This window comes from Streptomyces sp. NPDC058955, from assembly GCF_042741435.1.
Taxonomy (GTDB): Bacteria; Actinomycetota; Actinomycetes; order Streptomycetales; family Streptomycetaceae; genus Streptomyces.
This window is the reverse complement of sequence record NZ_JBHYKM010000084.1, coordinates 1-19,744: the sequence shown is the minus strand read 5'-3', so window position 1 is coordinate 19,744 and position 19,744 is coordinate 1. Positions and strand designations below refer to the sequence as shown.

Sequence of the window (19,744 nt, the reverse complement as noted above, 5' to 3'; positions counted from 1 at the left end):
GGCAAGTACCAGGCGCGGATCGCGGGGGCCGCCCAGGCCGCCCCCCCGAACGGGGTCCCGTCCGTGGACACCGCCCCCCGGGGCCCCCACGCGGCCACCGCCCCCCCCCCCCCCCTCCCCCCGGGGTGCGTCAGGCGGCCTGCGGGGGCTCCTGCTCCCGCTCCACCTGCTCGTTCCACTCGCGCTTGATCGCGCGCCACGCCTCGTCCGTCTTGCCCAGGCGCCAGTAGCCCGAGATGGACAGCCGCTCGCGCTCCACCCGCCGCTCCATGCGCAGATGGCGGCGGAGCTCCTTCACGAAACCGGCCTCGCCGTGGACGAAGGCGTGCACGTCGCCCGCCGGGAAGTCCAGCGTCCGCACGGCCTCGACGAGCGCCTCGCCGGCCGGGCGGCCGGCGCGGTGCAGCCAGGTCACCTCGATGCCCGCCTCGGTGGCGAACTTCTGCTCGTCGGCGGCGTCCTCGATCTCCACGAAGGCGTGCACCCGCGCGCCCGCGGGCAGCCGCTCCAGCGCCACCGCGATCGCCGGCAGCGCGCTCTCGTCGCCGACGAGCAGGTGCCAGTCGGCCGCCGGGTCCGGGGCGTAGCCGCCGCCGGGACCGAGCAACCGCACCGTCTCGCCCGCCTGGGCGCGCGCCGCCCAGGGGCCGGCCAGGCCCTCGTCGCCGTGGACGACGAAGTCCAGGGTCAGCTCGCGGTGGACCGGATCCCAGGCGCGCACCGTGTACGTGCGGGTGGTGGGCCACTCCTCGCGGGGGCGCTCGGCCCGGATCCGCTCCATGTCGAACGGCTCCGGGTAGCTGACGCCCTCGGGGGCGAAGAGCAGCTTCACGTAGTGGTCGGTGTACGTGCCGACGTCGAAGCCGTCGAGGCCGGGTCCGCCGAGGACGACCCGCACCATGTGCGGGGTGAGCCGCTCGGTGCGCACGACGTGCGCCTCGGTGGCCCTGGGGGCCTTGCGGGCCGGCTGCTCTGCCACGGCGGACTCTCCTGACTGCCTGGGGGCGTGCCGAAGGGGCACACCTGAGACTTAGGTATGCCTAAGCTAGCACTCCGCGGTCGCTCACGTCCCGGGACGCCCGCACGTGAGGACCGGTAGGCCCGCACGTCAGGACCGGTAGGCCCGCACGTGAGTGCCGGTACACCCGCACGTCAGGACCGGTACGCCCGCACGTGAGGGCCGCCGGAACCGGCGCGTCGCGCGCCGGTGAGGGGTGCGTCAGGCCCCCGGGCGACCGCCCGCCAGGACCGGCAGCAGCCGGCCGAGCGCCCCGCCGAGGTTCCAGCGCGCCGCCAGCTCCTCCAGGGCCGCCGGGTCGCGGGGGGCGGCCGGCAGCGTCGGGTCGAACTCCGGCAGCGGCACGTCCCGGGCCACCCGGACCACCGTCGGTGCCACGTCCAGATAGGCCGCCGCCTCGACGATCCCGCGCCGCTTGGCCGGGGTCAGCTTCGAGGTGCGGTCCTCGGCGGCCGCCCGTACGCCCGCCAGGTCGCCGTACTCGGAGATCAGCTGGGCGGCGGTCTTCTCGCCGATGCCCTTCACGCCGGGCAGGCCGTCGCTGGCGTCGCCGCGGAGGGCGGCGAAGTCGGCGTACTGGTCGGGCCGCACGCCGTACTTCGTGCGGATCAGCTCGGAGTCGACCAGGTCGCAGTCGCCGACGCCCTTGCGCGGGTACAGCACCCGGACCGCCCGCTCGTCGTCGACGAGCTGGAAGAGGTCCCGGTCGCCGGTGACGATGTCCACCGGGCCCTTCGCCCGCTCCGACAGGGTGCCGATCACGTCGTCCGCCTCGTACCCGGCGGCGCCGATCCGGGCGATGCCGAGCGCCGCGAGGACCGACTCGATCACCGGGACCTGCGGGGACAGGGTGTCCGGGATCTCCTCCTCGTCGGGTCCGGCCTCCGTCTCCACGGCCACCCGGTGCGCCTTGTACGAGGGGATCAGGTCCACCCGCCACTGCGGCCGCCAGTCGTCGTCCCAGCAGGCCACGAGCTCGTCCGGCCGGTGGTCCTGCACCAGCCGGCCGATGAAGTCGAGCAGCCCGCGCACGGCGTTCACCGGCGTCCCGTCCGGAGCCCGGACCGAGTCCGGCACGCCGAAGTACGCGCGGAAGTAGAGGCTGGCGGTGTCCAGGAGCATCAGGCGTCGCGTCACACCCCGATCATGCCGCACCCCACCGACAGCCGGGCGGAGCCGGCCGCACACGCCGCCCCCGTGACCCCCGTCACCTTCGCGTTTGCCCCCGAGGGCCCGGGGCAGGCGCGTGCCCGGAGCGGACCCGGTAAGGGGCCCTGAGCAGTGGGCCCCGTACGCGACGGGTGGTGCGGGCAGATCCCGCCGCGCTCCACGGCACGTGCGCGGGGGTGGCGGGCCGTTCTTCCCTGCTACCCGTGAGGTGAATGTGTCCAGGCTCCAGGCCGACCACCTGTTCAAGGTGTTCGCCAGACGCCCCGCCGACGAGTCCGAGGCCGTCCGCGCCCTCGCCGCCGGCGCCGACCGCGACGCGCTCCGCGAGGACGGCGTCACCGCCGCCGTCGTCGACGCGTCCTTCGTGGTCGAACCCGGTCAGATCTTCGTGGTCATGGGCCTCTCCGGATCCGGCAAGTCCACCCTCCTGCGCATGCTCAACGGCCTGCTCGAACCGAGCGCGGGCCGCGTCCTCTACGACGGCGACGACCTCACCGCGCTCACCCCCCGCGCGCTGCGCGAGGTCCGTTCCCGCCGCGTCAGCATGGTCTTCCAGCACTTCGCGCTCTTCCCGCACCGCACCGTCCTGGAGAACGCCGGCTACGGCCTGGAGGTCCAGGGCGTCCCGCGCGCCGAGCGCGAGAAGCGCGCCGCCGAGGCGCTGGAGCTGTGCGGCCTGGCCGGCTGGGAGAAGTCCTGGCCCGACGAGCTCTCCGGCGGCATGCAGCAGCGCGTGGGCCTGGCCCGGGCGCTCGCCACCGACGCCGACCTGCTCCTCATGGACGAGTCCTTCAGCGCCCTCGACCCGCTGATCCGCCGCGACATGCAGGACCAGCTCCTCGTGCTCCAGAAGAAGCTGAAGAAGACCATCGTCTTCATCACCCACGACCTCAACGAGGCCATGCGCCTCGGCGACCGCATCGCCGTCATGCGCGGCGGCCGGATCGTGCAGCTGGGGACCGCCGAGGACATCCTCGTCCGGCCCGCCGACGACTACGTGGCCTCCTTCATCCAGGACGTCGACCGCTCCCGGGTGCTCACCGCCTCCGCCGTCATGACCGCCCCCGAGGGGCCCGTCGACCCGGACGCCCCGGTCGCGGGCCCCGACACGCTCCTCGCCGACCTGTGCGCGCTCGCCGCCGCGGGCCCGCACCCGGTGACCGTCCAGGAGGACGGCGGTCCCGCCCTCGGAGTCGTACACAAGGAAAAGCTTCTCGCCGTGATGGGCGGGCTGACGGCCGAGGAGGTGACCCTCCATGCCTAGGCTTCCCCTCGGCTCCTGGGTCGACAGCTCCGTCGACTGGCTCCAGGCGCGGCTCTCCTGGCTGTTCGACGCGGTCAGCGGCGGCATCACCGGTCTCTACGACGGCATCGACGCCGTCCTGTCGGCGCCGCAGCCGCTGCTGCTCGCCGGCATCCTCGCCGTCGTCGCCTGGTGGCTGCGCGGTCTCGCCGCCGGTCTGCTCTCCTTCGCGGGCCTGGTGCTGGTCGACTCCGTCCAGCTGTGGGACGAGGCGATGGCGACGCTGTCGCTGGTCCTCGTCGCCACCCTCGTCACCCTGGTGATCGCCGTCCCGCTCGGCATCTGGGCGGCCCGCTCGAAGACGGTCAGCACGGTGCTGCGGCCGGTCCTCGACTTCATGCAGACCATGCCGGCGATGGTCTACCTGATCCCCGGCATCATCTTCTTCGGCGTCGGCGTCGTCCCCGGCATCATCGCCACCATCGTCTTCGCGCTGCCGCCCGGCGTCCGGATGACCGAGCTCGGCATCCGCCAGGTCGACGCCGAACTCGTCGAGGCCGCCGAGGCGTTCGGCACCACCCCGCGCGACACCCTGCTCCGCGTCCAGCTGCCGCTCGCCGTCCCGACGATCATGGCCGGCGTCAACCAGGTCATCATGCTGGGCCTGTCCATGGTCGTCATCGCCGGCATGGTCGGCGGCGGCGGACTCGGCGGCGCCGTCTACCGGGCCATCGGCAACGTCGACATCGGCCTCGGTTTCGAGGCCGGCGTCTCCATCGTCGTCCTCGCCATGTACCTCGACCGGATGACCGGCGCCCTGGGCCGCCAGGTCTCCCCGCTCGGCCGCCGCGCGCTCGCCAAGGCCCGCGCCGCCACCGCCCGCCGCCGCACCGCCCAGCTGTGGGCGCACCGCCCGCAGCCCGTCACCGCGCTCGTCGGCATCGTCGTCCTCGCGCTCGTCGCGGGCGGCTCCGGCTTCCTCGGCGGCTCCGGCGCCACCTCGACGACGGCGTCCGGCGCGGGCGCCGGCCACGGCAAGAAGATCAGCATCGGCTACATCCCGTGGGACGAGGGCATCGCCTCCACCTACCTGTGGAAGGAACTCCTGGAGCGCCGCGGCTACGAGGTCGAGACCAGGCAGCTGGAGGCCGGCGCGCTCTACACCGGCCTGGCCGGCGGGCAGCTCGACTTCCAGACCGACGCCTGGCTGCCCGTCACCCACGCCCAGTACCTGGAGAAGTACGGGAACAAGCTGGAGGACCTCGGCTCCTGGTACGGCCCGACCTCCCTGGAGCTGTCCGTCCCCTCGTACGTGAAGGACGTGAGGTCCCTCGCCGACCTGAAGGGCAAGGGCGACCGCTTCAAGGGCCGCATCGTCGGCATCGAGCCCAGCGCCGGGATGATGGGCATCCTCAAGGACAAGGTGCTGAAGGAGTACGGCCTGGAGGGCGAGTACGAGGTCGTGGACGGCTCCACGCCCGGCATGCTCGCCGAGCTGAAGCGCGCCTACGAGCGGAAGGAGCCGGTCGTCGTCACGCTCTGGTCCCCGCACTGGGCCTACTCCGCCCACGACCTGACGAAGCTCGCCGACCCGAAGGGCGTCTGGGGCAAGGGCGACGGCGTGCACACCCTGGCCCGGAAGGGCTTCGGCGCGGACAACCCCGAGGTGGGTGCCTGGCTGAAGGACTTCAGGCTCACGGAGGAGCAGCTCACCGGCCTGGAGGCGCAGATCCAGCGGACCGGCAAGGGCAAGGAGCAGGAGGCTGTCCGGACGTGGCTGGACGCCCAGCCGGGGCTCGCGGAGCGACTCGCCCCGCAGTGATCCCACCCGGGCTCGCGGAGCGACTCGCCCCGCGGTGACGCGGACCTCACCCGCCGGACCGGGGCGGTCGCCGGACGTGACCGGCGGCCGCCCTTTCGCCGGCCCTTTCCGTCACGACGCGAAACCCCGGCCCAAAGCTGCGTAAGGTGCAGGTAACCGGTCGGTACGCGACGAGGCAGCCGGCAGAGGGAGGGAGTGGCCATGGACGAGAAGGAAGCACCTCGCGTGGGCGCGGCCGTCAAGAGGCGCCGCCGGGCCCTCCAGCTCACCCTGGCCGTGGTCGCGGCCCGCAGCGGCCTCTCCGTGCCCTTCCTCAGCCAGATCGAGAACGAGCGCGCCCGCCCCAGCCGCCGCTCCCTGGAGCTGGTCGCCGAGGCCCTGCAGACCACCGCCGCGGAGCTCCTCGCCGTCGCCGAGGCCGCCCGCACGGTCGACGTCGTCCGGGCCGACGAGGGCGGCTCCGCCATGCCGGACGGGGTGCGGCGCCTGGTGCGCGGCCGGCACCAGCTGCAGGCCCTGGAGTTCACCGGCGAGCAGGACGCGGGCCGCGAGTTCCAGCACCGCAACGACGAGTTGCTGTACGTCGCCGACGGCGCCGCCGAGATCGAGGCCGAGGGCCGCGCCCACCGGCTGGGCCGCGGCGACTCCCTGTACCTCTCCGGCGGCGTGCGGCACCGCTGGCGCGCCACCGAGCCGGGCACCCGCCTCCTGGTCGTCGCGGTCGCCGACCACGTCGAGGTCGAGGAGGAGTGACGCAGCTCCGAGGGCGGACACCGCGGGTCGTCTCCCTGGTGCCCTCGCTCACCGAGGCCGTCGCCGTCACCGCGCCCGGCCTGCTCGTCGGCGCCACCGACTGGTGCAGCCACCCCGCCGGGCTCGACGTCGCCCGGATCAGCGGCACCAAGAACCCCGACGTGCCCGCGGTGCTGGCGCTCCGCCCCGACCTCGTCCTCGCCAACGAGGAGGAGAACCGGGCGGCCGACCTGGACGCCCTGCGGGACGGCGGCGCCGAGGTGCTGGTCACCGAGATCCGCACCCTCGACGAGGGCCTGACCGCCCTCGGCGACGTCCTCGCCGCCTGCGGCGCGCCCCGCCGGCCGCGCTGGCTGGCGGAGGCGGAGGAGGCGTGGGCCGCCGTGGAGCCGGTGGCGGACGGGGTCACCGCCGTCGTGCCGATCTGGCGGCGGCCGTGGATGGTGCTCGGCCGGGACACCTTCGCCGGCGACCTCCTCGCCCGCCTCGGGGTCCGCAACCTGTACGCGGACCACCCCGAGCGCTATCCGAAGGTGCCGCTCGGCGAGCTGACCGGGGCCCGCCCGGAGCTGGTGGTCCTCCCGGACGAGCCGTACCGCTTCACCGCGGACGACGGCCCCGAGGCGTTCCCCGGGACCGCGGCCGCGCTCGTCGACGGGCGGATGCTCACCTGGTACGGGCCGTCGCTGGCGCGGGCACCGCGGGTGCTGGCGCGGGAGCTGCGAGCAGCGCTCCGCTGAGCAGGCCGCGCACGGTGTGGACGCCGGCCACCAGCCAGGCCGCGGCGAGGAACGCGTACAGGGCGATCGCGAGCCAGCGGAAGGCGTCCAGGCCGGTGTGGCGGGCGAGCCCCTCGGCGCCGGTGACGCAGGTGCCGACGGGGAAGGTGAAGGCCCACCAGGTCATCGCGAAGCCCATGCCGGCGCGCCGGGCCCGCACCACCATCGCCCCGGCCAGCGCCAGCCACAGCATCGCGAAGCCCATGACGGGGACGCCGTAGAGGACGGCGAAGGCGGCGAAGCCGTGCGCGTAGGGGTCGGGGAGGACGCCGGCGGCGGCGTCGGCGAAGGCGTTGGCGGCGGTGGTCGACTGGCCGAGGGGGCCCAGGACGAGGAAGAGCGTCGGGGTGAGCGCGAGGGGCAGGGGGCCGTCGAGGACGAGCCGGCCGAAGACCAGCGGCAGCATCACCAGGGTGGCGAGCAGGCTGATGCCGAACATCGCGTAGCAGGCGAGGAGGAGGGTCTGCCGGGGCTGTCCCTCGGGCAGGTGGGGGAGGAGCAGGGGGCCGAGCGCGGCGGAGACCATGGGGGCGACGACGGGCAGCAGCCAGACCGGCGACGCCTGTTCGATCCGGTGCCGGACCACCATCAGGTACGGCACGGTGACCGCGGCGGCCAGGCCGACCGCGGTGCCGGCGGTGAACAGGACGGTGTCGACGGCGACGGCGGCGGGGAGGCCGATCCAGTCCCGGCCGAGGGTCAGGGTGCCGCCGCCGACGGCGAGCAGCGCCATCGACAGACAGCCGTAGAAGGGGGCCACGGCCGGGTCGAGGAGATGGGCGCGGGCCTGGTCGCGGTGGCGGTGCCAGTGCGCGGCCCGGGCGGTGAGCAGGGTCAGCAGCATCGCGAGGGAGAGCGCCCAGACGGCGGTGCAGACGGTACGGAGACCGGGCACGGTGACGGGGAGCGCGGCGCCCGCGGTGCCGACGACGGAGGTGCCCATCACGGAGGCGTACCAGTTGGGTCCGAGGTGACGGACCGAACGGGTCGCCCGGGCGCCGGGGGTGGTGGCGCCGAGGAGGGGGCGGGAGGGTGCGAGGCTTGCCATGACTCCACCGTCGCCGCTGGTCACGGCCCCCACCAGGGATCATGGGGCTATGACGTCATAAGCTGGCTTTATGAGCAGGGAGCGGGACGGCGGCGCGGGGGCGGAGCGGGGCACGGGCACGGGCGCGGGAGGGGGCGCCGGGAGGAGGACGGCCGCGGCGGCCCTCGCGGCCGCGGGGGGCGGTGCGGGGGCGGGACCCGAGGTGTGGGAGCCGGCGACGGCGCACCTCTCGCACCGGGTCCCCGACCTCGGCGCCCTCGAACTGCTCCTGGCCGTCGCCCGGCACGGCAGTCTCGGTGCCGCGGCCCGTGAGGTCGGCATCACGCAGCCGGCGGCCAGCAGCCGCATCCGCTCGATGGAGCGGCAGCTCGGTGTGGCGCTCGTGGACCGCTCGCCGCGCGGCTCGCGGCTCACCGACGCGGGTGCGCTGGTGACCGACTGGGCGCGGCGGATCGTGGAGTCCGCCGAGGCGTTCGACGCGGGGGTGCAGGCGCTGCGGGGGCGCCGGGACTCGCGGCTGCGGGTGGTCGCGTCCATGACGATCGCCGAGTACCTGCTGCCGGGCTGGCTGATCGCGCTGCGCGCCGGGCGGCCGGACACGGCGGTGTCGCTCCAGGCGGGGAACTCGGCGATGGTCGCGGAGCGGCTGCTGGCGGGCGAGGCGGACCTCGGGTTCGTCGAGGGGCTGGCCGTCCCGGACGGGCTCGACGGGACCGTCGTCGCCCACGACCGGCTCGCGGTGGTGACCGCGCCCGCGCATCCGTGGGCGCGCCGCCGCGCCCCGATCGACCCGGCCGAGCTGGCCGCGACCCCGCTGGTGCTGCGGGAGCGCGGCTCGGGCACCCGGCAGGTCCTCGACGCGGCCCTCGCCGGGCACGGCGGGCTGGCCCGCCCGCTGCTCGAACTGGCCTCCACCACCGCCGTGAAGGCGGCGGCGGTCAGCGGCGCGGGTCCGGCGGTGCTCAGCGAGCTGGCGATCGCCGAGGAGCTGTCCTCCCGCCGGCTGGTCGCCGTGCCGGTCGCCGGTGCCCGGCTCAGCCGCGATCTGCGGGCGGTCTGGCCCACCGGTCACCGGCCCACCGGCCCGGCCCGCGACCTCCTCGCCCTGACGCGGGCGCGGCCGGGCGGCTGAGGCCGGGCCGGGGGCCGGTCAGAGCTGCGGCGCCCGGTGGGTGACGCGGCCGTCGACCGCCGTCAGGAGGACCGGGACGTCGGGGAGTTCGGCGGCCGGCGTGGTGAGCGGGTCGGCGGCCAGCACCGTGAGGTCGGCGCGGTGGCCGAGGGCGAGCCGGCCGGCGAACCGCTCCTCGCCCGCCGCGTGGGCGGGGCCCGTGGTGAGGCCGCGCAGCGCCTCCAGCGGGGTCAGCGCCTGCTCGGGGCCGTGCGGCGGCTGGGTCAGGTCCCGGGTCGGGCGGCGGTGCACGGCGCCGGCCAGCACGCCCAGCGGCGGGAACGGCGCGATCGGCCAGTCCGAGCCCAGCACCACGGTCGCCCCCGAGTCCACCAGGTCCCGGCAGCGCCAGGCGCGCCCGGCGCGCTCCTCGCCGAGCCGGCGGGACCAGTTGTCGGTGTGGTCGGCGCGGGTGAAGTCGCAGCAGTGGGTGGGCTGCATGGAGGCGATGACGCCCAGCTCCGCGAAGCGGCCAAGGGTGTCGTCCGGGACCGTCTCGATGTGCTCGACCCGGTGCCGTACCGCCGGGTCGCCGCCGGTCGCCCGTGCCTTCTCGACGGCGTCGAGGACGTGCCGGACGGCGGCGTCGCCGATGGCGTGGGTCGCGGTCGGCACCCCGGCGCGGTGGAGCGCGCCGATGATCTCCGTGTACGCCTCCGGGTCGGGCCAGAAGGCGTGGGTGGACTCGCCGTGGCAGTCGGGTCGCTCCAGCCACGCGGTGCCGTTGTCGATGGTGCCGTCCATGAAGAGCTTCACGCCGGCGACCTGCCACAGCGCGCCGCCGCGTCCCTGGAGGGCGATCAGCTCCTGGACGCCGTGGGCGTCGGTGCCGGGCTGGCACCAGGGCGCCACCCGGAGCCGCAGCGGCAGCCGGCCGGCGGCGTCCAGTTCGGCGAAGAGGTCGAGGCTGGTGCCGTTGGCGTCCATGACGTGTCCGCCGGTCAGGCCGGCCGCCGCCATCCCGTCCAGGGCCGCGGCCAGTCCCTCCAGGCGTTCGGCGTGGGTCGGCCGCGGGGCGACGCGCTCGACCAGTTCGCAGGCGGCGTCCTCCTGGAGCAGTCCGGTGGGGCGCCCGTCGGCGTCGCAGACGATCTCGGCGGAGGCCTGGGCGAAGGTGCGCGGGCCGTCGACGCCGGCGAGTTCGAGGGCGCGGCGGGAGGCGAGCGCGGAGTGCGCGTCGAAGAGCAGCAGGAAGGCGGGCACCCCGTGCAGGACGGTGTCGAAGGGGGCGATGCCGACCGGGCGGTCGCCGAAGACGTTCGGGTCGAGCCCCCAGGCGAAGAGCCAGTCGCCGCGGCGCAGGCGGCGCGCCTCGCGCGCCAGCGCCTCCCGGACGTCGGCGAGATCGGTGCAGCCGGAGAGGTCGAGGCCGCCGGTCAGTTCGGCGCCGGTGACGGGGTGGACGTGCCCGTCGACGAGGCCGGGGGTGACGACGGCGCCCTTCAGGTCGACGACGGGCGTGGCGGGCCCGGCGAGTTCCCGTACCTCGCGGTCGTCGCCGAGCGCGGCGATCCGCCCGTCCTCGCCCACGGCGAGCGCGCTGGCCGAAAGGAAGGCCCCGGTGCCGGGGTCGAGCAGACGGGCGGAGTGCAGGACGAGTCGGGTGGACACGGTGGTGCTCCTTGCGGTGGTGGTACGGGAGGGGGAGCGGGCGCGGGGCGCGCCGGGTCGCGTACGGGCGTCCGCCGCCGTCAGGCCTCGGCCGTCGCGACCGCCGCCGTCGTCACCGCCGCTGCGGCCGCGTCGGCGGGGGAGAACGCGAGCGGCAGGGTGCCGGTGGCGCCGGGGGCGTCGAGGGTGCCGTGGGGGAGGGCGAGGGCCCGTTCGGCGGTGCTGACGGCGAGGCGGGTCACGGCCGCGGGCCGGTCGGTGCGGTCCGAGTTGGCGTGGGCGCCCAGGCCGTCGAGGACGACGAGGATCTGGATGGCGGCGGACCGGGGGTCGTCCGTGCGGAACTCGCCGCGGTCGACGCCGTCGCGGATCAGCTCCTCCAGGCGGTCGTCGGAGGCCAGTTCCATCCGCGTGACCCGGTCCCGCAGGACGGGCCGGTAGCGGCTCAGGTGGCGGGCGTTGATCCACAGGCGGCTGATGTCGTCGTAGGCGTCGCCGGACGACAGGGCGAAGTAGCGGGCCAGGTACTGGGCGGGGGTGCCGTCCGGGCGCTCGGCCGGCAGCAGCGCGTCGAGCTCGCCGAGGGCCGCGACGGCGAACGCCTCGGCCACCAGGTCCTCGGCCGAGGGGAAGTAGTGGCTGATCAGTCCGGGCCGGACGGCGAGCTCCTCGGCGACGCGCCGCAGCGTGACGCACTCCAGCCCTTCGGTCAGGGCGATGCGCGCGGCGGTCGCCACGATCTCCGCCCGACGGGCCTCGGGTGATTTCCGGATTCGCTTGCGCTGAACGCTTGACGACATACCGGCGATGCTATTGAGTGTGCGACCAATAAGCAACCAGGTGGGCAATCACGCACCGGAGGGCCGCATGGCTTCCACGATCCCCGACCCGCGCCCCGGGACAGAGCGCGCGTCGGCACCCCTGCCGGCGGGCGACCGGCCCGGCCGCGTCGAGGCCCACGGCATCGACCACATCCCGGACGGCGAGCGCCACGGACACCCCCGCGAGCTGTTCTCCGTCTGGGCCGCGGCGAACGTCAACTACCTGAGCCTCGTCATCGGCGGCACACTGGTCCTGATGGGCCTCACCCTGTGGCAGGCGATCGGCGTCATCGTCGTCGGCAACCTCTTCTGGGTCCTCACCGGCGTGCTCGCCACCTCGGGTCCGGCCGCGGGCGCGCCCAGCGAGGTCGTCACCCGCACGCTCTACGGCGTCCTCGGCAACCGCGTGAACAACGCCGTCGGCGGCTGGCTGGTCTCCGTCTGCTACTTCGCGCTCAACCTGGCCGCCGCCGCGACCGCCGCCTTCGCGCTCGTCGCGAAGACCGGCATACCGGTGAACACCCCGGTGCGGGTCGCCGTGATCGTGGTCATCGCCGCCCTCACCCTGGCGATCAGCGTCTACGGGCACGCGCTGATCATCAGGCTCTACCTGCCCATCACGCTGGCCCTGAGCGGGGCGTTCGCCGTCGTCGCCCTCGCCGTCGTCCGGCACGCCGACTTCTCGTACGCCCCCGCCGAGCGGCTCTCCGGCGTCGCCCTGTGGGCGGTGCTGATCGCGGGCACCACGATGATCGCCTCGGGCCCGCTCTCGTACACCACGAGCGCCGACTTCTCCCGCTACCTGCCCCGGGACAGCTCCCCGCGCGCCATCGCGCTGTGGACCGCGCTCGGCGCGTTCGTGCCGAGCGTCGTGGTCTGTTCGCTGGGCGCCTTCGCCGCCACCGCCGTCGACATGACGGACCCCCAGACGGCGCTCCAGGGGATCCTGCCGGGCTGGTTCACGCCGGTCTTCCTGCTGGCCCTGGTCCTCGGCACCATCGCCATCAACGCCCTCACCGCGTACAGCGCCGGCCTCGCCCTGCAGGCCGTGGGCCTGCGGATCCGCCGCACCGTCAGCGTCCTCTTCGACGGGGCCGTCGCCGTCGCCCTCACCCTCTACGGGCTGCTGGTCTCCGACTTCCTGGACACCGTCAGCAACGCCCTCCAGGTGATCACCGTCCTCACCGGACCGATGATGTGCGTCTACGCCACCGACATCCTGCTCCGCCGCAACCGCTACGACGTGGCCGCCCTCGCCGACGAGACCCCCGGCAGCCCCTTCTGGTACACCGGCGGCGTCAACGCGGCCGGCGCCACCGCCCTGTTCGGCGGGGTCGCGGCCGGCGCCCTGTGCGTCGACAGCATCTACACGGGGCCGGTCGCCGCCGCCGTCGGCATGGACCTCTCGCTGCCCGTCGGCATGGCCGTCGCCACCGTCCTCTACCTGGTCCTCGGCCGGCGCGGGGTCGCGGCCACCACCCCCGCCGCCTGACCGCGGCCCCCGAACCGCGGGGCGGCCGGACCGCCCACCCCGGCCGCCCCGCGCACCCCGCTCAGCCCCGCACGGCCGCCCTCCGCGCGGCCGCCGCCCGGACGAGCCCCCGCACCACCCTCGGGTCCTCGCCCATCTCCGGATGCCACTGCACCCCGAGGGCCCAGGCCGGCTCCGCCAGCTCCACCGCCTCCACCGTGCCGTCCTCCGCGTACGCCGAGGGCGTCAGGCCCGCGCCCAGCCGGTCCACCGCCTGATGGTGATAGGTCGGCACGTCGGTCAGCTCCGGGACCAGGGAGGCGTACAGCGTCCCCGGCACCGGCTTCACCGGGTGCCGCCCCATCACCCCCTCCGCCTCCACGTGCCCGTCCAGGTGCTGCGTCAGCGTCCCGCCCAGCGCCACGTTGAGCAGCTGCATCCCCCGGCAGATGCCGAGCACCGGGGTGCCGGAGGCGAGCGCCGCGTCGATCAGCGCCAGCTCCCAGGAGTCCCGCTCCCGCGCCGGAGGCCCGGTCCGCGGATCGGGCTCGGCCCCGTACCGCACGGGCTCCACGTCCGCCCCGCCCGCCACCACCAGACCGTCCAGCCGGGCCAGCACCGCGGCCGCCGCGGCCGGCTCGTCCGGCGGCAGCAGCACCACCAGACCGCCCCCGTCCCGCACATGGCGCGGGTACTGCGCGGGCAGCAGCGCCGCCGGCATGTCCCAGGCCCGCCAGCGCGCCCGGTCGAGATAGGTCGTCACACCGATGAGCGGCTCGGTCACGGGGCTGCCTCCTGGTAGGTGCGGAACATGCCGCCGACTCTAGGCCGCCGCGCGGCTCAATGGGCCACGGACATACCTTTCACGCCAGGAAGCCGCGCAGCAGCGCCGCCGTCCCCGCGCAGTGCTCCCGCGCCACCTCGCGCGCCGCGTCCGCGTCCCCCTCCAGGACCGCCTCCACCAGGGCCGTGTGCTGGTGCTGGGAGTGCTCCAGATTGCGCACCAGGAGCGGGATGCAGTCCAGCAGGTCGTTGACGGTCGCGCGGACCGCCGCGTACTGGGCCGTCAGGCTGGGGGAGCCGGAGAGCTCGGCCAGCGTGAGGTGGAGCAGCGTGTCCTGGCGGCGGTAGTCGGCCAGCGGCGCGTCATGGGTGGCCGCCAGCGCCGCCCGCAGCCGCTCGCCGCCCGCCGCGTCCAGGCCGTGCGCCGCGCACAGCCCGGCCGCGCCCGCCTCCAGGACCTCCCGGAAGCGCAGCGCGTCCTCCATGTCGACGGCGGCGATCCGGCGGCGCAGCTCCGCCTCGCCGGGGTCCTGGGCGCGCGGCAGCACGAACGTCCCGCCGTACCGGCCGCGCCGGCTCTCCACCAGGCCCTGCTCCTGGAGCACCTTCAGGACCTCGCGGAGCGTGACCCGGCTGATCCCCATCCGCTCGGCCAGCTCCCGCTCGGCGGGCAGCCGTTCGCCGTCCGGCACCAGGCCCAGGCGCACCACCTGGAGGATCTGCTCCAGGGCCTCCTCGAAGCCGTTGCCGGCCCGGACCGGGCGCAGCACCGGTGCCAGCCGGTCGGCCGGGCCGGCCGGTTCACTCGTACGGATCACTTCGCGTCGCCCCTTCCCCTGATACTTCCCAAGCAATGGTCTCACCCCATACCTTATGACTCCCGGCAGGCCGAACGAGGAGAGTCGTCCCGTGGCAGACCGCACACCCCCGCTCACCGTCGAGGAACTGCGCTCCCTGGTGGCGGGCGGCGAGATCGACACCGTCGTCCTGGCCTTCCCGGACATGCAGGGCCGGCTCCAGGGGAAGCGGTTCGCCGCCCCCTTCTTCCTCGACGAGGTCCTCGCCCACGGCACCGAGGGCTGCAACTACCTCCTCGCCGTCGACACCGAGATGAACACCGTCGACGGCTACGCGATGTCCTCCTGGGACCGCGGCTACGGCGACTTCGCCATGCGCCCCGACCTCGCCACCCTCCGCCGCGTCCCCTGGAACGAGGCCACCGCCCTGGTCACCGCCGACCTGACCTGGGCCGACGGATCGCCCGTCGTCGCCGCGCCCCGCCAGATCCTCCGCCGCCAGCTGGACCGGCTCGCCGCCCTCGGCCTCACCGCCCACGTCGGCACCGAGCTGGAGTTCATCGTCTTCCGGGACACCTACGAGCAGGCGTGGGACGCCGGCTACCGGGACCTCACACCGGCCAACCAGTACAACATCGACTACTCCGTCCTCGGCACCGGCCGCGTCGAACCCCTCCTGCGCCGCATCCGCAACGAGATGGCCGCCGCCGGCCTCACCGTCGAGTCCGCCAAGGGCGAGTGCAACCCCGGCCAGCACGAGATCGCCTTCCGCTACGACGAGGCCCTGGTCACCTGCGACCAGCACGCCGTCTACAAGACCGGCGCCAAGGAGATCGCCTCCCAGGAGGGCGTCTCGCTCACCTTCATGGCCAAGTACAACGAGCGCGAGGGCAACTCCTGCCACATCCACCTCTCCCTCCAGGACGCGGCCGGCACCAACGTCATGGCGGGCGACGACCCGCACGGCATGTCCCCGGTCATGCGGCACTTCCTCGCCGGGCAGCTCGCCGGCCTCCGCGACCTCTCCCTCCTCCTCGCCCCCAACATCAACTCCTACAAGCGCTTCCAGCCCGGCTCCTTCGCCCCCACCGCCGTCGCCTGGGGCCACGACAACCGCACCTGCGCCTTCCGGATCGTCGGCCACGGCCCCTCCACCCGCTTCGAGAACCGGGTCCCCGGCGGCGACGTCAACCCCTACCTCGCCGTCGCCGCGATGATCGCCGCCGGCCTCCACGGCATCGAGCGGGGCCTCGAACTCCCGCCGCCCTGCGCCGGGAACGCCTACGCCGCCGACCACGCCCACGTCCCCACCACCCTGCGTGAGGCCGCCGAACTCTGGGAGACCAGCGAGATCGCCAAGGAGGCGTTCGGCGCCGAGGTCGTCGCCCACTACGCGAACATGGCCCGGGTCGAACTCGCCGCCTTCGACGCGGCCGTCACGGACTGGGAACTGCGCCGCTCCTTCGAACGCCTCTGAGAGGACCGAGCCCTTGCCCACCGCACTCCAGGTACTGAACCCGGCGACGGAGGAACCCGTCGCCACCGTCCCCGCCGCCGGACCCGCCGACGTCGACGCCGCCGTCACCCGGGCCGCCGCCGCGCAGACGGCGTGGGCCGCCGCCGCCCCCGCCGACCGCGCCCGGCTGCTCCGCCGCTTCGCCGCCGTCGTCGACGCCCACACCGAGGAACTCGCCCTCCTGGAGGTCCGCGAGGCCGGCCACACGATCGGCAACGCCCGCTGGGAGGCCGGGAACGTCCGCGACCTCCTCGACTACGCGGCCGGCGGCGTCGAGCGGCTGAACGGCCGCCAGATCCCGGTCCCCGGCGGCCTCGACGTCACCCTCCTCGAACCCCTCGGCGTGATCGGCGTCATCGCGCCCTGGAACTTCCCCATGCCGATCGCCGCCTGGGCCACCGCACCCGCCCTCGCCGCCGGCAACGCGGTGATCCTCAAACCGGCCGAGACCACCCCGCTCACCGCGCTGCGCCTTGCCGAACTCGCCCTGGAGGCCGGACTCCCCGAGCACCTCTTCCAGGTCCTCCCCGGCGAGGGACCCGTCGCCGGCGACGCCCTCGTCACCCACCCCGGCGTCGCCAAGATCGTCTTCACCGGCTCCACCCGGGTCGGCAAGGCGATCATGGCCAGGAGCGCTCCCCTGGTGAAGCGGCTCACCCTCGAACTCGGCGGCAAGAGCCCCAACATCGTCTTCGCCGACGCGGACATCGAGGCGGCCGCCGCCGCCGCCCCCATGGCCTTCCTCGACAACAGCGGCCAGGACTGCTGCGCCCGCACCCGGATCCTCGTGCAGCGCGGCGCGTACGACCGCTTCCTGGAACTCCTCGCCCCCGCCATCGAGGAGACCGTCGTCGGCGACCCGCTCGACGAGCGCACCCAGATGGGGCCGCTGATCTCCCGCGCCCAGCTCGACCGGGTCCGCTCCTACGTCCCCGAGGACGCCGAGGCCATCCGCGGCAAGGCGCCCGAGGGACCCGGCTTCTGGTTCCCGCCGACCGTCCTCACCGGCGTCCCCGAGGACGCGCCCTGCGCCGTCGAGGAGATCTTCGGACCCGTCGCCGTCGTCCTCCCCTTCGAGGACGAGGCCGACGCGATCCGGCTCGCCAACGCCACCCCGTACGGCCTCTCGGGCTCGATCTGGACCCGGGACGTCGGCCGCGCCCTGCGCGCCTCCCGCGCCGTCCGGGCCGGCAACCTGTCCGTCAACTCCCACTCCAGCGTCCGCTACTGGACCCCGTTCGGCGGCTTCCGCCAGTCCGGGCTCGGCCGGGAGCTCGGCCCCGACGCCCTGACCGCCTTCACCGAGACCAAGAACGTCTTCATCAGCACGGAAGGCTGACCATGCCCCACGAAGAGATCATCTGCCGCCGGCTCGTCGGCCGCACCGCCGTCATCACCGGCGCCGGCAGCGGCATCGGCCTCGCCACCGCCCGCCGCCTCGCCTCCGAAGGGGCGAACGTCGTCTGCGGCGACATCGACGAGCGGGCCGGCAAGGCCGCCGCCGAGGCCGTCGGCGGCACCTTCGTCCAGGTCGACGTCACCGACCCGGAGGAGGTCGAGAACCTGTTCAGGGTCGCCTTCGAGACCTACGGCTCCGTCGACGTCGCCTTCAACAACGCCGGCATCTCCCCGCCCGACGACGACTCCATCCTGGAGACCGGCCTTGAGGCGTGGAAGCGGGTCCAGGACGTCAACCTCACCTCCGTCTACCTCTGCTGCAAGGCCGCCCTGCCGTACATGCGGCGCCAGGGGAAGGGCTCCATCATCAACACCGCCTCGTTCGTGGCGATCATGGGCGCGGCGACCAGCCAGATCTCGTACACCGCCTCCAAGGGCGGCGTCCTCGCCATGTCCCGCGAGCTCGGCGTCCAGTTCGCCCGCGAGGGCATCCGGGTCAACGCGCTCTGCCCCGGCCCGGTCAACACCCCGCTCCTCCAGGAGCTGTTCGCCAAGGACCCGGAGCGGGCCGCCCGTCGGCTCGTCCACATCCCGGTGGGCCGGTTCGCCGAGGCGGACGAGATCGCGGCCGCCGTCGCCTTCCTCGCCAGCGACGACTCCTCGTTCGTCAACGCCTCCGACTTCCTCGTCGACGGCGGCATCTCGGGCGCCTACGTCACCCCGCTGTAGGCCCTACAGGAACGTCCGGCCCTCGCCCCGGTAGGTGGGGACCGTGTCCACCACGCGGTCCCCCTCCACCAGGTGCAGCACCTCGAACCGCTCGCACAGCTCACCGGCCTTCGCGTGCCGGAACCACACCTTGTCGCCGATCCGCAGGTCGTCGGCCGGCCCGCCCAGCAGCGGGGTCTGCACCTCGCCGGGACCCTCCTGCGGGTCGTACCGCAGCCCCTCCGGCAGGTACGGGACGGGCAGCCGGTCCCGTCCGGCCGCGCCGGACGCCGGATAGCCGCCGCCGAGCACGGTCACGACCCCGACGCCCGGCCGCCGCACCACGGGCTGCGCGAAGAGCGCCGCCGGCCGGCCGCTGAAGGACGAGTAGTCGTCGAAGAGCCTCGGCACGTACAGCCCCGACCCGGCGGCGATCTCGGTGACCGCCGCCTCGGCCGCCGTGTGCTGCACGCTGCCGGTGCCGCCGCCGTTCACGAACTCCAGGTCCGGCGCCACCGCCCGTACGGCCCCGACCACCGCCGCCCGCCGCTCGGCCAGCTCCCGGCGAGCCACCGCCTGCATCGCCCGCACCGCCCGCGACCGCAGCGGCCGGCCGGTCACCGCGTCCCCGACACCCGCCACGTGCCCCTCGTACGCCATCAGGCCCACCAGCCGGAAGCCCGGCCGCCGGACCACCGAACGGGCCAGCTCGGCCAGCTGCGCGGGGGTCCGCAGCGGCGAGCGTCGCGCCCCGATCCGCACCCGGCCGCCCAGCAGCCGCAGCGAGGTGTCCATCTCCAGACAGACCCGGATCTCCTCCGCGCCGCCCGCCCGGGCCGCGTCCACCAGATCGAGCTGCGCCACGTCGTCGACCATCACGGTCACGGCGGCGGCGAGCTTCGGATCCCGGGCGAGCTCGGCGAAGCCGGCCCGGTCGGCCGACGGATAGGCGAGCAGGACGTCCTCGAACCCGGCCCGCGCCAGCCACAGCGACTCGGCGAGCGTGAACGTCATGACCCCGGCGAAGCCCTCCCGCGCCAGCACCCGCTCCAGGAGCGCCCGGCACCGCACCGACTTGCTGGCCACCCGGACCGGCTTCCCGCCCGCCCGCCGCACCAGATCGTCCGCGTTCGCGTCGAACGCCTCCAGATCGACGAGCGCCAGCGGCGCGTCGAGGGCGGCGGTGGCCCGGTCGTACCGGGCGCGGTCGGCGGCACGGGGAGTCATGGCCCGAGCTTGCCAGACCGTCAGGGGGGTGGGTACCCCTGGGTTCCCGCGCGGCGGGGAACAGCCCGTAGAGTGACGGGCATTGTCGGCAGGAGCAGGGGGCGGGATGACCAGCGAGCAGAACCCCCGCGCGTCCCGCGTCACCGAGACCCTCCCGCCTCCCGCCACCCCCGCCGAACCGCGGAAGCAGGCCCCCGAGAAGCCCCCCGCCGACACCCCCCGGCCCCCCACGAGCGGCCTCTCCGCCCTCACCACCGACCTCACCCCGCCCCCCGCGACCGGTACGACTCCGCGCCCCCCGGAGCCGCGCACGCCCCCGCGCCCCGCGCCCACCGCGGCCCCCCTGCCCCCGGCCCGCCCCGCGCCCGCCCCGCAGCCCCCGGCCGCCACCCCGCCGCGCCCTGCGGC

The 19,744-nt window shown here is 74.9% G+C and carries 17 protein-coding genes and 1 pseudogene; 10 read left to right on the top strand and 8 right to left on the bottom strand.

Annotation, left to right across the window (positions count from 1 at the left end; genetic code table 11):
* Positions 1–130 precede the first annotated feature (130 nt).
* Positions 131–979 (bottom strand): siderophore-interacting protein, encoded by an 849-nt coding sequence (locus ACFW1I_RS26815; RefSeq protein WP_384674628.1) that lies wholly within the window; start codon positions 977–979, stop codon positions 131–133.
* A gap of 240 nt (positions 980–1,219) precedes the next feature.
* Positions 1,220–2,140 carry a 5'-3' exonuclease H3TH domain-containing protein gene (locus ACFW1I_RS26810; protein WP_384674654.1) on the bottom strand — a complete coding sequence of 307 codons (921 nt, stop codon included), beginning with the start codon at positions 2,138–2,140 and terminating at the stop codon, positions 1,220–1,222.
* Positions 2,141–2,402: 262 nt separating this feature from the next.
* On the opposite strand from ACFW1I_RS26810, the gene ACFW1I_RS26805 reads away from it, so the two are divergent.
* The 4 genes from ACFW1I_RS26805 to ACFW1I_RS26790 all read left to right on the top strand — a co-directional run bounded on the left by ACFW1I_RS26805 (position 2,403) and on the right by ACFW1I_RS26790 (position 6,746).
* Positions 2,403–3,452, top strand: a complete 1,050-nt coding sequence (locus ACFW1I_RS26805) for a glycine betaine/L-proline ABC transporter ATP-binding protein (protein WP_384674627.1) — start codon at positions 2,403–2,405, stop codon at positions 3,450–3,452.
* On the top strand, positions 3,445–5,253 hold the full coding sequence (locus tag ACFW1I_RS26800) for an ABC transporter permease/substrate binding protein (RefSeq protein ID WP_384674625.1): 1,809 nt from the start codon (positions 3,445–3,447) through the stop codon (positions 5,251–5,253). Before ACFW1I_RS26805 ends, ACFW1I_RS26800 begins: the two co-directional genes overlap by 8 nt.
* A 201-nt stretch (positions 5,254–5,454) precedes the next feature.
* Complete coding sequence (locus ACFW1I_RS26795; protein WP_384674623.1) at positions 5,455–6,006, top strand: helix-turn-helix domain-containing protein; 552 nt, start codon at positions 5,455–5,457, stop codon at positions 6,004–6,006.
* Complete coding sequence (locus tag ACFW1I_RS26790; protein WP_384674621.1) at positions 6,003–6,746, top strand: helical backbone metal receptor; 744 nt, start codon at positions 6,003–6,005, stop codon at positions 6,744–6,746. Before ACFW1I_RS26795 ends, ACFW1I_RS26790 begins: the two co-directional genes overlap by 4 nt.
* Here the strand turns inward: ACFW1I_RS26790 and ACFW1I_RS26785 are convergent.
* The gene (locus ACFW1I_RS26785) at positions 6,673–7,833 is read right to left on the bottom strand and encodes a TDT family transporter (RefSeq protein WP_384674619.1); all 1,161 of its coding nucleotides are present in this window, start codon (positions 7,831–7,833) and stop codon (positions 6,673–6,675) included. The genes ACFW1I_RS26790 and ACFW1I_RS26785 overlap by 74 nt on opposite strands.
* A gap of 70 nt (positions 7,834–7,903) precedes the next feature.
* On the opposite strand from ACFW1I_RS26785, the gene ACFW1I_RS26780 reads away from it, so the two are divergent.
* Positions 7,904–8,965, top strand: coding sequence for a LysR family transcriptional regulator (locus ACFW1I_RS26780; RefSeq protein WP_384674618.1), 1,062 nt, complete (start codon positions 7,904–7,906; stop codon positions 8,963–8,965).
* 18 nt (positions 8,966–8,983) lie between these two features.
* On the opposite strand, the gene ACFW1I_RS26775 is transcribed toward ACFW1I_RS26780, so the two are convergent.
* Together ACFW1I_RS26775 and ACFW1I_RS26770 are read right to left on the bottom strand one after the other, a co-directional pair.
* Positions 8,984–10,615, bottom strand: a complete 1,632-nt coding sequence (locus ACFW1I_RS26775; protein WP_384674616.1) for an amidohydrolase — start codon at positions 10,613–10,615, stop codon at positions 8,984–8,986.
* 80 nt (positions 10,616–10,695) lie between these two features.
* A complete protein-coding gene (locus tag ACFW1I_RS26770) occupies positions 10,696–11,415 on the bottom strand; it encodes a TetR/AcrR family transcriptional regulator (protein ID WP_384674614.1) in 720 nt (239 codons plus the stop codon).
* A gap of 67 nt (positions 11,416–11,482) precedes the next feature.
* Between ACFW1I_RS26770 and ACFW1I_RS26765 the strand changes: the two genes are divergently transcribed.
* Positions 11,483–12,928 (top strand): purine-cytosine permease family protein, encoded by a 1,446-nt coding sequence (locus ACFW1I_RS26765; protein ID WP_384674612.1) that lies wholly within the window; start codon positions 11,483–11,485, stop codon positions 12,926–12,928.
* Between the two features lie 61 nt (positions 12,929–12,989).
* Here the strand turns inward: ACFW1I_RS26765 and ACFW1I_RS26760 are convergent, their stop codons facing one another.
* Both ACFW1I_RS26760 and ACFW1I_RS26755 read right to left on the bottom strand, forming a co-directional pair.
* A complete protein-coding gene (locus ACFW1I_RS26760; protein ID WP_384674610.1) occupies positions 12,990–13,691 on the bottom strand; it encodes a gamma-glutamyl-gamma-aminobutyrate hydrolase family protein in 702 nt (233 codons plus the stop codon).
* Positions 13,692–13,770: 79 nt separating this feature from the next.
* The gene (locus ACFW1I_RS26755) at positions 13,771–14,505 is read right to left on the bottom strand and encodes a FadR/GntR family transcriptional regulator (protein ID WP_384674652.1); all 735 of its coding nucleotides are present in this window, start codon (positions 14,503–14,505) and stop codon (positions 13,771–13,773) included.
* Between the two features lie 94 nt (positions 14,506–14,599).
* Here ACFW1I_RS26755 and ACFW1I_RS26750 point away from each other — a divergent pair, with 94 nt between their 5' ends.
* Genes ACFW1I_RS26750 through ACFW1I_RS26740 form a run of 3 tightly spaced genes read left to right on the top strand, consistent with a single transcriptional unit; the run spans position 14,600 to position 18,130 of the window.
* Entirely contained in the window at positions 14,600–15,964 is a 1,365-nt protein-coding gene (locus ACFW1I_RS26750) for a glutamine synthetase family protein (RefSeq protein ID WP_384674608.1), read from the top strand.
* Between the two features lie 13 nt (positions 15,965–15,977).
* Entirely contained in the window at positions 15,978–17,342 is a 1,365-nt protein-coding gene (locus tag ACFW1I_RS26745; RefSeq protein ID WP_384674606.1) for an aldehyde dehydrogenase family protein, read from the top strand.
* 2 nt (positions 17,343–17,344) lie between these two features.
* Positions 17,345–18,130: a 3-oxoacyl-ACP reductase gene (locus ACFW1I_RS26740; RefSeq protein ID WP_384674604.1), complete on the top strand. Its 786-nt coding sequence runs from the start codon at positions 17,345–17,347 to the stop codon at positions 18,128–18,130.
* Positions 18,131–18,133: 3 nt separating this feature from the next.
* Here ACFW1I_RS26740 and ACFW1I_RS26735 read toward each other — a convergent pair whose 3' ends face one another.
* Positions 18,134–19,336: an amino acid deaminase/aldolase gene (locus ACFW1I_RS26735; RefSeq protein WP_384674602.1), complete on the bottom strand. Its 1,203-nt coding sequence runs from the start codon at positions 19,334–19,336 to the stop codon at positions 18,134–18,136.
* 106 nt (positions 19,337–19,442) lie between these two features.
* On the opposite strand from ACFW1I_RS26735, the pseudogene ACFW1I_RS26730 reads away from it, so the two are divergent.
* Positions 19,443–19,744, top strand: a pseudogene (locus ACFW1I_RS26730) (hypothetical protein); the annotation flags it as partial.

Coding starts and splice junctions, on each gene's coding strand:
- ACFW1I_RS26770 (WP_384674614.1), bottom strand. CDS start 11,415: ATGTCGTCAAGCGTTCAGCGCAAGCGAATCCGGAAATCACCCGAGGCC.
- ACFW1I_RS26810 (WP_384674654.1), bottom strand. CDS start 2,140: ATGCTCCTGGACACCGCCAGCCTCTACTTCCGCGCGTACTTCGGCGTG.
- ACFW1I_RS26780 (WP_384674618.1), top strand. CDS start 7,904: ATGAGCAGGGAGCGGGACGGCGGCGCGGGGGCGGAGCGGGGCACGGGC.
- ACFW1I_RS26800 (WP_384674625.1), top strand. CDS start 3,445: ATGCCTAGGCTTCCCCTCGGCTCCTGGGTCGACAGCTCCGTCGACTGG.
- ACFW1I_RS26795 (WP_384674623.1), top strand. CDS start 5,455: ATGGACGAGAAGGAAGCACCTCGCGTGGGCGCGGCCGTCAAGAGGCGC.
- ACFW1I_RS26740 (WP_384674604.1), top strand. CDS start 17,345: ATGCCCCACGAAGAGATCATCTGCCGCCGGCTCGTCGGCCGCACCGCC.
- ACFW1I_RS26765 (WP_384674612.1), top strand. CDS start 11,483: ATGGCTTCCACGATCCCCGACCCGCGCCCCGGGACAGAGCGCGCGTCG.
- ACFW1I_RS26735 (WP_384674602.1), bottom strand. CDS start 19,336: ATGACTCCCCGTGCCGCCGACCGCGCCCGGTACGACCGGGCCACCGCC.
- ACFW1I_RS26785 (WP_384674619.1), bottom strand. CDS start 7,833: ATGGCAAGCCTCGCACCCTCCCGCCCCCTCCTCGGCGCCACCACCCCC.